The 14631-nt window shown below is 44.0% G+C and carries 12 protein-coding genes; 2 read left to right on the top strand and 10 right to left on the bottom strand.

Annotation, left to right across the window (positions count from 1 at the left end; translation table 11 throughout):
* Positions 1–18 precede the first annotated feature (18 nt).
* The 5 genes from HRT75_RS02870 to HRT75_RS02850 are packed head-to-tail and all read right to left on the bottom strand — an operon-like array spanning position 19 to position 7415.
* Positions 19–681: a cytochrome c gene (locus HRT75_RS02870; protein WP_291182498.1), complete on the bottom strand. Its 663-nt coding sequence runs from the start codon at positions 679–681 to the stop codon at positions 19–21.
* Positions 682–685: 4 nt separating this feature from the next.
* Positions 686–1222 (bottom strand): DUF3341 domain-containing protein, encoded by a 537-nt coding sequence (locus HRT75_RS02865; protein WP_291182497.1) that lies wholly within the window; start codon positions 1220–1222, stop codon positions 686–688.
* A 3-nt stretch (positions 1223–1225) separates the two neighbouring features.
* Positions 1226–2959, bottom strand: coding sequence for an NrfD/PsrC family molybdoenzyme membrane anchor subunit (gene nrfD / locus HRT75_RS02860; RefSeq protein WP_291182496.1), 1734 nt, complete (start codon positions 2957–2959; stop codon positions 1226–1228).
* A gap of 25 nt (positions 2960–2984) precedes the next feature.
* A complete protein-coding gene (locus HRT75_RS02855) occupies positions 2985–6050 on the bottom strand; it encodes a TAT-variant-translocated molybdopterin oxidoreductase (RefSeq protein ID WP_291182495.1) in 3066 nt (1021 codons plus the stop codon).
* Positions 6051–6077: 27 nt separating this feature from the next.
* Complete coding sequence (locus HRT75_RS02850; RefSeq protein WP_291182494.1) at positions 6078–7415, bottom strand: c-type cytochrome; 1338 nt, start codon at positions 7413–7415, stop codon at positions 6078–6080.
* A gap of 226 nt (positions 7416–7641) precedes the next feature.
* Between HRT75_RS02850 and HRT75_RS02845 the strand changes: the two genes are divergently transcribed.
* Entirely contained in the window at positions 7642–8046 is a 405-nt protein-coding gene (locus HRT75_RS02845) for an SPOR domain-containing protein (RefSeq protein WP_291182493.1), read from the top strand.
* A gap of 56 nt (positions 8047–8102) precedes the next feature.
* Here the strand turns inward: HRT75_RS02845 and infB are convergent, their stop codons facing one another.
* From infB to rimP, 3 genes are read right to left on the bottom strand one after another with little or no spacing between them, the layout of a single operon-like run.
* The gene (gene infB / locus HRT75_RS02840) at positions 8103–10784 is read right to left on the bottom strand and encodes a translation initiation factor IF-2 (protein ID WP_291182492.1); all 2682 of its coding nucleotides are present in this window, start codon (positions 10782–10784) and stop codon (positions 8103–8105) included.
* Between the two features lie 44 nt (positions 10785–10828).
* Entirely contained in the window at positions 10829–12061 is a 1233-nt protein-coding gene (nusA, locus tag HRT75_RS02835) for a transcription termination factor NusA (protein WP_272830344.1), read from the bottom strand.
* 14 nt (positions 12062–12075) lie between these two features.
* Positions 12076–12540 (bottom strand): ribosome assembly cofactor RimP, encoded by a 465-nt coding sequence (gene rimP / locus HRT75_RS02830; RefSeq protein ID WP_291182491.1) that lies wholly within the window; start codon positions 12538–12540, stop codon positions 12076–12078.
* Between the two features lie 147 nt (positions 12541–12687).
* On the opposite strand from rimP, the gene HRT75_RS02825 reads away from it, so the two are divergent.
* The gene (locus tag HRT75_RS02825; RefSeq protein ID WP_291182490.1) at positions 12688–13509 is read left to right on the top strand and encodes a universal stress protein; all 822 of its coding nucleotides are present in this window, start codon (positions 12688–12690) and stop codon (positions 13507–13509) included.
* A gap of 57 nt (positions 13510–13566) precedes the next feature.
* Here the strand turns inward: HRT75_RS02825 and HRT75_RS02820 are convergent, their stop codons facing one another.
* Both HRT75_RS02820 and HRT75_RS02815 read right to left on the bottom strand, forming a co-directional pair.
* Entirely contained in the window at positions 13567–13788 is a 222-nt protein-coding gene (locus tag HRT75_RS02820; RefSeq protein WP_291182489.1) for a hypothetical protein, read from the bottom strand.
* 133 nt (positions 13789–13921) lie between these two features.
* The gene (locus HRT75_RS02815) at positions 13922–14455 is read right to left on the bottom strand and encodes a mechanosensitive ion channel family protein (protein WP_291182488.1); all 534 of its coding nucleotides are present in this window, start codon (positions 14453–14455) and stop codon (positions 13922–13924) included.
* Between the last annotated feature and the right edge of the window lie 176 nt (positions 14456–14631).

Here is a 14631-nt window from a genome sequence, read left to right as displayed (position 1 = left end):
TATCTCTTTTGTCTATTATTAATGTGCTTCGTCTGTTGAATCGTGAGAATCGTCTGCATGAGTTTCGTCACTCATTGCATCCATAGAATCCATCGCATCTTCCATTGGTTCTACCACAGTTAATGGCTCCCCACCCGTTAGGGCTGCTGTAAGGTTTCTTACGTGCATGGTGATCTGCCAGCGCTCCAACTCATTGGTTTGAGAAGCGTATGATCCCATAGAGTTCAATCCGTACATCATCACGTGATAAACGTTTCCGTCTGTTACCACACGGTCTGCGTAAGAAGGAATTCCTAGGAATACTTCATTTTTCATAAGGATACCTTGACCATCACCTTTGGTTCCGTGACATACCGCACAGTAAATGTCATAAAGCTCTTTTCCTTTGTCCAAGTTCTCTTGAGTCACTGGATGCGGGTTAGTAAGCTCTGCAGATGCCATCTCTTTTCCTTCTAAGGTGTTCGGATAGTCATACGGCATCCAACCACGTGGAATGGTACCGTCAACCGGAAGCATAGCCTCTTGCTCGTTTTCAAAGATCTCGTACTCGCCATAGGTCTCATAACCTACAGGCTCGTACATATTGGGCATGTACTGGTAGTTTGGTTTGCTTTCGTCAAAACAACCCACCAACGACAATGCCGCTGCAAAAATTAAGGATAGGTTTAATAAACGCTTCATAGGTCTAGTGGTCTGATTCCTTTTCTACTATTTTAAGTTCTGTCGCTCCAGTTCCTGATAAGAACTTAGAGACTTCCTCTTCGCTGTGTCCTCCTAGATCCACTTCCATCAAGAAGTGATCATCTGTGGTGCGCAAATCTGGATTTTCTGCTTTCTTGAACGGCCAAAGCTTAGAGCGCATATAAAAGGTAATTACCATAAGGTGCGCTGCAAAGAATACCGTCAATTCAAACATGATTGGTACAAAGGCCGGCATGTTCTCGATATAGCTAAAACTTGGCTTACCACCAATGTTTTGTGGCCAATCTTCAATCATGATGAAGTTCATCATCGTAACTGCTACAGACAGTCCAACCAATCCATACATGAAAGCACAGATGGCAAGTCGCGTATCAGCAAGGCCCATTGCTTTCTCTAGTCCGTGAACTGGGAAAGGGGTGTACACTTCCTCAATGTGATAGTGTGCCTTACGGGTCTCCTTAACGGCATTCAGCAGAATGTCGTCGTCAGTGTAAAGTGCGTGAATTACTTTTGAAGCCATCCGTTATTGATTTTTAAGTTCGTTAGCTTGACCAGCCCAGTCGTCGCGCTTAGCACGGCCTGGGAACTCGCCAATAATGCTGTCTAATAGGTCATATTCTGCATCGGTCATCTTACTAACTTGATCAAAAGTGTAGATACCGAGTTCGTGTAATTTTCCTTCCATTTTAGGTCCAACTCCAGAGATTTTCTTCAAATCATCTGCAGTGTCCGTATCAGGATTAAAGCTTCCGAGTTTGCTCATCAAGGTGCTGATACCTGCTGCCTTATCTTCTTCAGATAAGTCTGCTGCAGGAACTGCTTCTACTTGAGTAGCTGCTGTATCTGGCATGGTGTAATGCGGAGCATCATCACCTTGCTCAGCTCTTAGGTTCTTGTAGCGATCTCCAGATGATTTGAGGATCGACTTCACCTCTGCTTGTGCAATTACTGGGAAGGTTCTTGCGTATAGTAAGAACAATACAAAGAAGAATCCAATGGTTCCGATGAAGATCCCGATATCTACAAAGGTTGGTGAGAACATGGTCCATGATGATGGCAAGTAGTCACGGTGCAATGAAGTTACGATGATCACGAAACGCTCAAACCACATTCCGATGTTTACCACGATCGAGATGAAGAAAGAGAACATAATGCTTCTTCTAAGTTTTGGGAACCACATGAACTGTGGTGAGAACACGTTACAGGTCATCATTGCCCAATATGCCCACCAGTAAGGTCCGGTTGCACGGTTGAGGAATGCGTACTGTTCGTATTCAACTCCAGAGTACCAAGCAATGAAAAGCTCAGTGATGTAAGCTACACCTACGATAGAACCGGTGATCATGATCACAATGTTCATAAGCTCGATGTGCTGAATAGTAATGTAGTTCTCCAAATTAGACACCTTACGCATAATGATCAGTAGGGTGTTTACCATCGCGAATCCAGAGAAGATCGCCCCAGCAACGAAGTACGGTGGGAAGATCGTGGTGTGCCATCCAGGAATTACCGAAGTAGCAAAGTCAAAGGATACAATGGTGTGTACAGAAAGTACAAGTGGTGTTGCCAAACCGGCCAATACCAAAGATACTTCTTCAAATCGCTGCCAGTCTTTAGCGCGTCCAGACCATCCAAAGGAAAGGATGCTGTAAATTCTTTTAGTAAAAGGAGTGATCGCTCTATCGCGGATCATCGCGAAGTCAGGTAAAAGTCCAGTCCACCAGAATACCAAGGAAACCGATAAATAGGTAGAGATCGCGAATACGTCCCAAAGTAGCGGTGAGTTAAAGTTTACCCACAGCGAACCAAATTGGTTCGGGATCGGCAATACCCAGTAAGCCAACCAAGGACGTCCCATGTGAATAATTGGGAATAAACCAGCCTGAATTACCGAGAAGATCGTCATCGCCTCTGCAGATCGGTTAATTGCCATTCTCCATTTCTGACGGAATAAGAGTAGTACCGCAGAGATCAGTGTTCCCGCGTGACCAATACCTACCCACCAAACGAAGTTGGTGATATCCCAGGCCCAACCTACGGTCTTGTTAAGACCCCAAGTTCCAACCCCTGTTGAGACGGTGTAAACGATACATCCTATTCCCCATAAAAATGCAACCAGTGCAATGGAAAAAACTATCCACCATTGCTTATTGGCAGTACCTTCAACAGGCGCAGCTACGTCACGAGTGACGTCACTGTATGTTTTGTTACCTGTTACTAAAGGTCTTCTAATGGGTGCTTCGTAATGCGATGCCATATCCTTTGCTAAAATTATTTAGTAGTTACGATTCTTTAGTATTTCTCACCTTAGTCTGGTACATCACGTTTGGCTCTGTACCTACAGCTTCTAGTAGGTGATACATACGACTGTCTTTTTTCTTCTTGTAGATCTCACTGTCGTGATCGTTGATATCTCCAAAGGTGATTGCTCCTGCAGAACATGCGTTAGAACAAGCAGTTTGGAATTCACCGTCTTTAACAGGACGTCCGTCGCGCTTAGCATCAAGAATAGTCTTCTGTGTCATTTGGATACACATAGAACATTTCTCCATAACCCCGCGAGAACGCACTACAACGTCTGGGTTCAATACCATACGACCAAGGTCGTTGTTCATGTGGTAGTTGAACTCGTCATTCTCGTTGTACAAGAACCAGTTGAAGCGACGTACTTTATAAGGACAGTTGTTTGCACAGTAACGCGTACCCACACAACGGTTATAAGCCATGTGGTTTTGACCTTGACGACCGTGAGAAGATGCAGCTACTGGACACACCGTCTCACAAGGAGCGTGGTTACAGTGCTGACACATAACTGGCATAAAGGCCACTTGCGGATTCTCTGATGGATCTTCCATTTCTAGGAATCCTCCAAGAGAACCATTGTCTCCAAAGAGTCCAGACATATCGTCTTTCTTCTGAGTATCTGCTGCAAAGTTTTCTTCTGACGAGTAGTAACGGTCAATTCTCAACCAGTGCATATCGCGGCTGCGACGTACTTCTGATTTACCTACTACTGGTACGTTATTTTCTGCATGACAAGCGATCACACAAGCCCCACAACCTGTACAAGCGTTCAGGTCAATAGACATATTGAAGTGGTGACCGACAGAACGATCAAACGGATCCCAAAGGTCAGCATCTGGAGAAGTCACAGGAATTTCCTGGTGATCCTTAGATACTTCTGGAATTGGGTTCCAATAGTGAACGTCTTTGTCCTTATATACATCTAAGGTGGTCTCGCGAATAATATCGCGACCCATCATAGTATTGTGCAACTGTACACAAGCAAATTCGTGATCTCCAGAGGTTTTCTCCACCTGAACACCTGCTTGCATCAAGTTGAATCCGTTGTAAAGTGCATAAGCATTTACACCGGTTTGCATTTCTTTTTGAATGGCGTTGGTTTGCCCGTAACCTAAAGCAAGTCCAACAGTACCTTTTGCTTGTCCTGGCTGGATGTACACAGGTACCTTTTCAAGAGTAACATCACCTACAGTTACTTTGGCGTAAGAACCGTTCAAAGCACCGTTAGCAACATTCTCGTTGATGATCCCTTTGGCCGCAGCATCGGCTGCAGACATGGTTAAGTAGTTATCCCAAGATGCACGAGTGATCGGATCTGGCATTTCTTGCAACCAAGGGTTGTTTGCCTGACGTCCATCACCAATTGCAGTGTTGGTATATAAAAGAAGTTCCATTCCGCTGGAAGCTCCATCTTGAGCTCCGTTAGAAGTAGCATCTTCTAAAGTTGTATCTACGTTCTCTGAACCAGCTACGTCCATAGCTACTTCAGCATCGCTCATAAAGACACCATCTTGAAGCGCTTGGTTCCAAGAAGATCCTCCAAGGATAGACGCCCAAGTGTCCTTAATATAATCGTAATAGGTTTGATCACTCTCCATCCAAGCCAATAGGGTATCTTGGAAAGAACGCGTGTCAAATAATGGTCTGATGGTTGGCTGCTGCAAACTGAAGTATCCCTTCTTGATTTGCGCATCACCCCAAGACTCTAAATAATGTGGAGTAGCACCTACGAACTGAGAAGCCGCAGCAGTAGCGTTAGCTTTCATGGCAAAGGTTGCACTCAATTCAAGGTTGGCGAAGGCCTCAACAAATCCTTTCCCTGGGAAAGCATAAACCGGATCCACACCTACGGCGATAAGTCCTTTTACAGAACCGCTCATCACGCCGTTCATTACTTTAAGCACCTCAGCTTTATTTCCCTGACGTACCATTCGAGGCTTAGCAGCATCCATTACTACAGAGTTGGCATTCATTTCCAACACCATAGCTTGGCAAGCTACATCCTCAGCACCACAAACCACTACTCCGTTTGCACCGGCAGCGTTTAATTGTGCTTTTGCATTTTTCACAGCTTCTGCTACTTTGTCTGAAAGACCAGAAGTAGATCCGCCGTTCAATGCGTTCATTATCTTTTTAAGTTCTGATGGCTTAACAGCAACACGCTTGTCGGCGTTAGCACCAGATAAGGTCATGTTTGATTCAAACTGAATGTGACGAGACATTTTCCCGTTCTTTGGAACACGTCCGGCAGAATATCCAGAATCGTATCCGCCACCTTGCCAGTCACCTAGAATATCAGCTCCAACAGAAACGATCACCTCTGCTTTAGAGAAATCGTAATCTGCTAAGGCGCGAACCCCGAATTTGTTTTGGAAGGCATCCAAAGCCTCTGAGCTCGATACTGAATCATAAACAACGTGCTTTACGTTAGGATACTTTGCAGTGAACTCAGCGATCAGTTTGGAAGTAGAAGGGCTTGCAAAGGTCTGTGTCAAAAGAACAACTTCCTTTCCAGCCATTCCGTTTAGCTTAGCGGCCATTTGGCTGTCAAAGTCGGCCCAAGAAGCTGCTTCTCCCCCGATCATTGGCCCAGCCAAACGCTGTGTGTCATACATAGACAACACAGAAGCATGTACACGGGCGTTTACGCTCCCGTTGTGCATGGCCATATCGTTAGATTCTACTTTAATAGGACGCCCTTCACGAGTCTTGATCAATACGTTTGCAAAATCAAAACCGTCTGCAATGGTGGTCGCATAGTAGTTCGCTACTCCAGGGACAATCTCATCAGGAGCGTTTACGTAAGGAATAGATTTGATTACTGGACCTTCACAGGCAGCCAAGGTAGCTGCAGCTGTAGAGAATCCAACAAACTTTAAGAAGTCACGTCTAGAAGTCGAAGAATTCTCCATGGTCTGCTCGTCCCCAAGGAACTCATCAGTTGGAATCTGTTCAACGAATTCGTTTTGTCGTAGCGTCTCAAGAATAGGGCTGTGATCTTTCAGCTCCTCAACACTTTTCCAGTATTTCTTGTTCGATGCCATATATAATCGAAATTTGCCTTTAATGAATTAGTAGTGACATTTTCCACATTCCAAACCACCGTTCTGTGCAGCAGTAAGTGTAGGGAAGTCATACTCTTTAGAAAGCGTCTCGTGAATTTTCGCGTAGTACTCGTTGCTCTCTAGTTTAACATTGGTTTCGCGGTGACAGTTGATACACCATCCCATAGTTAGCGGAGAATATTGATACATAATCTCCATCTCCTCCACAGGACCGTGACAGGTCTGACACTCAACACCCGCAACAGTTACGTGTTGGGAGTGGTTGAAGTATGCGAAATCCGGAAGGTTGTGGATTCTCACCCACTTCACCGGCTTGGTCTCTCCTGTGTAACGCTGGTTGTCTCTATCCCAACCTACAGCGTCGTATAATTTTTGAATTTCTTTGTTGTAATCGATCTGATACTCAGAAATACCTTCTTGGTAAGTCTTATCTCCAACTTGAGCGATGTTCTTGTGGCAGTTCATACACACATTCAAAGATGGAATTCCAGAATGCTTACTCTTACGAGCAGAACTGTGACAGTACTTACAATCGATTTGGTTTGTACCTGCGTGGATTCTGTGTGAGTAGTGAATTGGTTGTACTGGAGCATAACCCTGATCTACCCCTACTTGCATCATCCATCCGTAAGCGAAGTATCCACTTGCTAATAGTAAGAAGATAGCGCTCACTAGAACTAAGAACTGATTTTGTGCAAACGCCTTCCAAATAGGCAAACGCTCTGCACGGGCTTTGTCTTCATATTCAACACCGTTAGCAACGGCAATTCTTTTCAATGTCTTGTTAACCAAGTAAAGCATGATGGCTAACATCAAGAATACTAGAGCTAGAACTGCTAGAATGATGTCGCTGGAGATACCTCCTCCGCCTGCACCTGCAGTCGCTGGACCTGCACCTGTTGGAGGAGCTGGTGGTGGCTTTGGCGTGTAGGTGTAAGCAATGATGTTGTCAATGTCCTCGTTGGAGAGTGCCGGGAAGGAATTCATCACAGCTCCGTTATACTCCGTAGAGATTGCAACAGCTCTGGCATCACCAGATTTGATCAGCTCTTGTGAATTGCGGATCCATTTGTAAAGCCACTCTTTCTCGTATTTGTCTCCGACTCCAAAAAGAGCAGGACCCGTAGCTTTGGCATAGAGCTTGTGACAGGATGCACAGTTGGCGTTGAACAATGTTTTTCCGGCAGCGGGATCTCCTCCGAGATCAGCAGCGGGAGCAGCATCGGCAACAGCATCAGCGGCAGCTGGCTCTTGACCAAAAGTTAAGGTTGAAAACGATAGCAGTAATGCTAGTAAAGTGAGTGATAATCTGGTAGTTAACGAACGGTGTGTCACCTTTTTCATACTTCAGGTTAATTATCGTCTTTTAAGCGGCTCTAAATCGGCCTTTTTAGTTAGTTAAAAAAGCTATTTTAGGAGCCATAAATAACACGGCAAAACTACGACATAAAGTCGATTTTAAAAAGTGTGAACGGATTGTTAATCTACAATTTATAACGATTCTAAATAATAAAAAATAAAAGTAGTGAGTTATAAAGCTATACCTTTGCCAACACAGTAATTTACGAAGATGAAGAGCACAAAAATTAAATTGTTGATTTTGGGTCTAATAGCCCTGTTTTCGGTCCAGAATACGACTGCTCAACAGGGGCAGGTCACCGTGAATGAGGATCCGCAGATTGCCGAACTCTTGGACCTAAAAAAATCCATGGAAAAGAACAACAAACTCGCCGATGGATATACCATTCAACTCTATTATGGAGAGCTCAATACCGCCAACAAGACCCTACGCGATTACAAGAATAGTTTTGCCGAATGGCCCGCGAACATTGAATATGAAACACCAAATTACAAGGTCTGGGTCGGTAATTTTAGCACACGTCTCGAGGCTGATCAGGCTTTGGTGAAGATACAAGAGAAGTTCCCCACCGCTTTCCCAATAAAGCGGAGTCGGGCAAAGAAAAAGGATGAATAAAGCATAAAAAAAGCGACCAAATGGTCGCTTTTTTTTTATTTCTATTAAACTGTCAATTACAGCTTCTTCTTAACGGCCACTTCTTGGAATGCCTCTATAATATCACCTTCTTTAACGTCATTATAGTTCTTGACTTGCATACCACAGTCGTAGCCTTTAGACACTTCTTTTACATCGTCTTTAAATCGCTTCAAGGAAGCCAATTCGCCCGTGAAGATAACCACCCCTTCGCGGATCAGACGTACACCTGAATTGCGGAAGATCTTTCCGTTGGTTACCATACAACCTGCAATGGTTCCGATCTTGGAAATCTTGAAGGTCTCGCGGATCTCTGCGGTTCCAGTAACCTCTTCCTTCATTTCTGGAGAAAGCATACCTTCCATCGCATCTTTAAGATCGTTGATCGCATCATAGATGATCGAATACGTTCTGATGTCGATTTCTTCCTTATCAGCTACCTGACGGGCATTACCCATCGGACGTACATTAAATCCAATAATGATCGCATCAGAAGCAGACGCTAATAGCACATCACTTTCCGTGATCGCACCCACACCTTTATGCAGGATGTTCACTTGAATCTCCTCTGTAGAGAGTTTCTGGAACGAATCGGTCAAAGCTTCCACAGAACCATCCACATCTCCTTTAAGGATAATGTTAAGCTCTTTAAAGTCTCCAAGGGCGATTCGACGTCCAATCTCATCAAGAGTAATGTGACGCTGGGTTCTTACAGACTGCTCACGTTGTAATTGCGTACGCTTAGCTGCTATAGCTTTTGCTTCACGTTCGTCTTCAAAGACGTTAAATTTATCACCTGCCTGAGGCGCTCCGTCCAATCCTAAGATAGAAACCGGAGTAGCCGGTCCTGCCTTTTTAATGGATTTACCGCGCTCATCCTGCATGGCTTTTACCTTACCAGAGTGTTGTCCGGCAAGTACATAATCTCCAATTTCAAGAGTACCGGCTTGTACCAATATAGTAGACACATAACCTCTACCCTTATCCAAGAAGGCTTCAATCACACTACCTACAGCCGCCTTGTGCGGGTTGGCTTTAAGTTCTAGAAGCTCTGCCTCTAATAACACCTTTTCTAGGAGTTCATTCACTCCTTGACCGGTTTTGGCCGAGATGTCATGCGATTGGATCTTACCACCCCAATCCTCTACCAAGAGGTTCATGGCCGCAAGTCCTTCTTTAATCTTATCTGGATTCGCCGTTGGCTTATCTACCTTGTTAATCGCGAAAACGATTGGCACTCCAGCCGCTTGGGCGTGAGAGATCGCTTCCTTGGTCTGAGGCATGATATCATCATCCGCAGCAACCACAATGATCACTAAGTCAGTTACTTGAGTACCTCTAGCACGCATCGCGGTAAAGGCCTCGTGACCAGGAGTATCAAGGAAAGTGATCTTTTGACCGCTTTCTAAGGTTACTCCGTAGGCTCCAATGTGCTGGGTGATTCCTCCGGATTCTCCGGCAATCACATTCGCATCACGAATATAATCCAGTAAAGAGGTCTTACCGTGGTCAACGTGACCCATAACCGTTACGATCGGTGCACGAGACTCCAGATCTTCTGGTTTGTCTTCAACCTCTTGAATTGCTTCTTCAATATCTGCAGTGACAAATTCTACCTCAAACCCGAATTCATCGGCAACAATAGAAAGGGTTTCTGCATCTAGACGCTGGTTCATGGTCACCATCATTCCCAAAGACATACAAGCAGAGATGATCTGTGTCACTGACACATCCATCATGGTTGCAACCTCACTTACCGTAACAAATTCTGTTACGCGTAGTGTTTTGCTTTCTGCTTCTGCTGCTGCCAGTTCTTTCTCCGTCTTTTCACGGTGAGAATCACGCTTCTCACGACGGTACTTAGCACCTTTTCCTTTACTGCTCTTCCCTTGAAGCTTTTCAAGAGTTTCGCGTACTTGTCTTTGCACTTCTTCCTCAGACGGCTCCTCCTTTACAATTGGAGAACGTCTGTTTCCGCCGCGTCTGTTATCACGACCTCCGGATGGCTCCTTACTGATACGTCTGCGCTTGCCGCGTTTCTCTCGGTTAGGTCCGCCACCTTTCTTGTCGTCCTTGTTTTCGGTATCTTTCTTTTTACGCTCTGGCTTTTTGAACTTATCCAGATCGATTTTTTGTCCTGTGAAGTTAGGACCGTCCAGCTTTTTGTACTGGGTTTTTACCTTGTCCGGTTTGCCTGGCTCCGCTGGAGCCTCTTCTTTCTTGGCTTCTACTGGAGCAGCTTCCTTCTTCTCCTCTTTCTTCTCAGGAGCTTTTGGAGCTTTAAGAGCTTCCTTTTCAACTTTAGGAGCTTCCTGCTCTTTAACCGGTTCTGGCTGTGGCTCAGGCTCTGGGGCAGGGGTTTCCTTCTTAGGCTCTAGGTCAATCTTACCTACTGCCTTTGGCCCATCGAGCTGCGCTTTGGCTTTGATCACTTTGGAAGTTTCGCGTTGCTGCTTTTCTTCCAGTTCGCGTTCACGAGCCAAACGGAGTTCTTCTTTCTCCTTTCGCTTTTCTTCACCAACTTCTTTTGAGGCTACCTTCTTGCTCTTGTCCGTTTGAAACTCGTCAAACAGAATTTGATATTCCTCTCCCGTGATCTTGGTAGTAGGGCGTGCCTCCACCTCGAATCCGTTTTCCTTTAAAAAGTCAACGGCACGATCAAGCGAAATATTAAACTCTCGCAAAACTTTACTAAGCCTCATTGTTTTTACTTCAGCCATAAAAATGCTTCTCTCTTAGCTAATAAGAATCCGCAAGTTACAATTTACTCCTCGAATTCTTCTTTTAAAATATTCATTACTTCGACGATGGTTTCTTCTTCCAAATCGGTCATTTTCACCAAATCGCCAACTTCTTTTTCCAAGATACTCTTGGCGGTATCTAAACCTATTTTGCTGAATTCTGCGATGATCCAATCTTCGATCTCATCAGAGAATTCTCTTAATTCTACGTCTTCTTCTGCACCTTCACGGAACACATCGATCTCGTAGCCAGTCAATTGACCCGCCAAACGAATGTTATGTCCTCCGCGTCCGATGGCTTTAGAAACCTCCTCAGGACGCAAGATAACCTCAGCACGCTTGTTCTCCTCATCCAATTTCATAGAAGTGATCTTGGCTGGGCTCAAGGCACGGGAGATGAACAATTGCAGGTTGTTGGTGTAGTTGATCACGTCAATGTTCTCATTACCCAACTCGCGCACGATTCCGTGAATACGCGATCCTTTCATACCCACACAGGCACCAACAGGATCAATACGGTCGTCATAAGAGTCTACAGCCACTTTGGCCTTTTCTCCTGGAATACGCACAACTTTCTTTACTGTAATCAAACCGTCAAATACTTCCGGAATTTCTTGTTCGAAGAGTTTTTCCAAAAACAATGGGTTTGCACGAGACATGATGATCGCAGGCTTGTTGCCTTTGAGCTCCACGCTCTCAATGATACCGCGAACGTTCTCTCCTTTGCGGAAGAAGTCCGATGGAATCTGACGATCCTTTGGCAAAATGATCTCATTGCCTTCATCGTCCAACAAAATTACCGCGCGGTGACGAATGTGGTGCACCTCTGCCGTATAAATCTCACCTTCAAGCTCTTTAAATTGCTTGTAGATGTTGGTATTGTCATGCTCGTGGATCTTAGAGATCAAGTTCTGACGCAAGGCCAAAATACTTCTACGTCCAAGATCAATGAGCTTTACTTCTTCGGATACATCCTCGCCAACCTCAAAGTCAGGCTCAATCTTACGAGCTTCTGTCAATGAAATTTCCTGGTTCTCGTCTTCAACTTCGCCATCGGCCACAACGATTCGGTTGCGCCAGATCTCTAAATCCCCTTTGTCAGGGTTAATGATAATATCGAAGTTATCGTCATCTCCGTACTTTTTCTTTAAAGCACTTCTGAATACATCTTCCAAAATCGCCATCAGGGTTACACGATCGATCAGCTTGTCGTCCTTAAACTCTGAAAATGATTCGATTAATGCGAGATTTTCCATCTGCTTATTCTTAATTAAAATTTGATCATCACTTTAGCTTCGGCAATATCGGCATAAGCCAAAGTCGCCTCTTTCTGCACAGTCACCTTGCCCTTTCCAACAGGCTTAGGCTCTCGGGTCTTCCAACTCAGGGTACAACCTGAATCGTCTGCAGCCGTTAAATCGCCTTCCAGTTTTTCTCCTTCGGCGGTCTTAATAGCAAGTTTCCGACCAATGTTCTTTACGTACTGTCTCGGCAATTCCAAAGGCGCTGTAGCTCCTGCAGAGGTCACCTCCAAGGAAAAGTCCGTTTCCTCACGATCTAAGTTGTGCTCTACTGCGCGGCTCATGGAAATGCAGTCTTCAACGCGCACTCCTTGGTCTCCATCAATGACAATCTTGATCTGATTGGCCTCACCAATGTGCAGGTCTATCAAAAAAAGATCCGGGCGCTCTTCTAGCGCTGCGGAGACAAGATCGGTTACTATTTCTTTGAACATGGTCTATAAAAAGAGGGGACTTTGTGTCCCCTCATAGTTCGTTATTCCCTATAAATGCGCTGCAAATATAGCAATAATATTTGAGACTTAAAAGCCTTTGACGCATGGGTTTATTTCGTAATTTCCTACATACTAAAAACCACAAACATGCAACGAATATTAGTGCCAACCGACTTTTCTGAACAAGCTGAGTACGCATTAAAAGTAGCTGCGGACCTTGCCAGAAAACACAATGGAGAAATTCACCTACTCCATATTTTAGAATTACCGATCCATTTGGCCAATTCTGGAAACAACGAACAACTTCCAGAATCCTTGTTTTTCATAAAGCTCGCTGAAAAGAATTTCAAGGAAATGGAGCGCAAACCCTATTTAGAAGGATTGACTGTACATCAGGAGGTAGCTTACAACGAGATCTACGCAGGAATCCAAGACGCGATCAAGGTCAATGAAATTGATCTTATTGTTATGGGCTCGCATGGTGCCAGCGGATTTAAAGAGATGTTTATTGGTAGCAATACAGAGAAAGTAGTTCGTACTTCGGATAAACCTGTATTGGTCATCAAAAACAATCACGATGATTTTGACATCAACGATTTTGTGTTCGCAACGGATTTTTCTGAAGAATGCAGAACTCCTTTAGACAAGGCATACAAGTTTGCACAAAGCATGAATGCGAAGCTCCATTTGCTCTTTGTCAATACGGTGAGTGATTTTAAGACTTCTGACGAAGCACTAACCCTTATGAGGAACTTTACTAAAGGCATGAACCTAGAGAATTACAGCCTGAACATTTACAACGATCATTCTGTAGAGAAAGGTATTTTGAATTTTGCTAAGGAAATGGACGCGCAATTGGTGGGTATGTCTACGCACGGCCGCAAAGGGCTGTCTCACTTTTTTAATGGAAGTATCAGTGAAGATTTGGTAAATCACGCGCAACGCCCGGTCATCACCTTTAGAATATAAAAAAGGAATAACCATTAAGGCTATCCCTTTTTCCAAAGTGTCTGTATCACAGTAAGTTTAAACTGTAGGTACGTGATATAAACGTTTTTCTATTTTTCTCTTTTTCACGGTGATGGTCTTCATCAATTCCATGATGGAGGCATCTTTATTTTGTTTGTAAATCTCGTTGAGTCCAAGTACCAAGGCCTTCGCTTCTCTTGAAGCTTTTACCCGATCACTAGTGGACATGTGGCTCATCTTTCTGCTGAGGAACTCTTGGGCTTTTTCAAATAGGCTCATAGCTTTAAATTTTAGTTAAGTAAAACTAATCATTGTTAGGCTTGAAAACTAGAATTTTAGCTTTTGTTTAACTATTCCGATAAAAAACTAAACATAACTAAAATTTATACCTACTATTGCCTTTGTTTATGGGCTATTCCAAGAGTGTCGCATCCTCTTGTTTTTCAGATTCTTCCACAGTATGTTGAGGCAGTAATTCTATCCCCTTTTGAAGGACTAAATTGTTGGGCAAAGTTAGGTACTCTCCAGTGTCTGTGGTCATGTACAAATAAAAACCCGTTATATCGGTCACAACGCCGGTCCAATTGTAATCTTTATCAATCACTTTTATACGATGTCCGATACGCACCGGATGGTTAAAAAACAAGATCAAACTCGCGGTCAAATTAGATAGGATTGACCATTGGGCAAAAAAACCGACACCGAGTACTGCTAGGATGGAGCTGATAAATACAGTAAAGTTTTCCAGCTTCAGTCCCCACACTACTGCTAAAACAATGGCGGCCAAGCTGTAGACCAATATATAATGTAGGTTCAAGACCACTTTTCTGCGATTGCCGTCTAAATTCCGCAGCACAGAAAACCTGCGCAAAAACAAGCGCCCTAAAACTATGGCTATGAATATGGCTACCAAGACGATAACGGTCCAAATGAGTTTCTCAGTCACGACTAATAAGGGTCTATACGAAATTAATAAATCTAACGTCCTTCAGATAGCCCGAAACTGATTAAAATTCCAAAATTCAAAATTCACGATTTTGAGCGTTTTTTCGTTAAAATACACCCAAAATGAGTCATTTTCGTGATATTTTGAAGCTTTTTGTTATGTTTTTATTCAAAATT

The organism is Gilvibacter sp. (assembly GCF_013214815.1).
Taxonomy (GTDB): domain Bacteria; phylum Bacteroidota; class Bacteroidia; order Flavobacteriales; family Flavobacteriaceae; genus Gilvibacter.
The sequence above is the reverse complement of the archived record's forward strand: the minus strand, read 5'-3'. Positions and strand labels throughout refer to the sequence as shown.

Excerpts from the sequence above, each read along its gene's own strand:
- HRT75_RS02855 (WP_291182495.1), bottom strand. The coding sequence starts at position 6,050 with ATGGCATCGAACAAGAAATACTGGAAAAGTGTTGAGGAGCTGAAAGAT.
- HRT75_RS02865 (WP_291182497.1), bottom strand. The coding sequence starts at position 1,222 with ATGGCTTCAAAAGTAATTCACGCACTTTACACTGACGACGACATTCTG.
- HRT75_RS02820 (WP_291182489.1), bottom strand. The coding sequence starts at position 13,788 with ATGAGCCTATTTGAAAAAGCCCAAGAGTTCCTCAGCAGAAAGATGAGC.
- HRT75_RS02825 (WP_291182490.1), top strand. The coding sequence starts at position 12,688 with ATGCAACGAATATTAGTGCCAACCGACTTTTCTGAACAAGCTGAGTAC.
- HRT75_RS02845 (WP_291182493.1), top strand. The coding sequence starts at position 7,642 with ATGAAGAGCACAAAAATTAAATTGTTGATTTTGGGTCTAATAGCCCTG.
- rimP (WP_291182491.1), bottom strand. The coding sequence starts at position 12,540 with ATGTTCAAAGAAATAGTAACCGATCTTGTCTCCGCAGCGCTAGAAGAG.
- nusA (WP_272830344.1), bottom strand. The coding sequence starts at position 12,061 with ATGGAAAATCTCGCATTAATCGAATCATTTTCAGAGTTTAAGGACGAC.
- HRT75_RS02870 (WP_291182498.1), bottom strand. The coding sequence starts at position 681 with ATGAAGCGTTTATTAAACCTATCCTTAATTTTTGCAGCGGCATTGTCG.
- nrfD (WP_291182496.1), bottom strand. The coding sequence starts at position 2,959 with ATGGCATCGCATTACGAAGCACCCATTAGAAGACCTTTAGTAACAGGT.
- HRT75_RS02850 (WP_291182494.1), bottom strand. The coding sequence starts at position 7,415 with ATGAAAAAGGTGACACACCGTTCGTTAACTACCAGATTATCACTCACT.
- infB (WP_291182492.1), bottom strand. The coding sequence starts at position 10,784 with ATGGCTGAAGTAAAAACAATGAGGCTTAGTAAAGTTTTGCGAGAGTTT.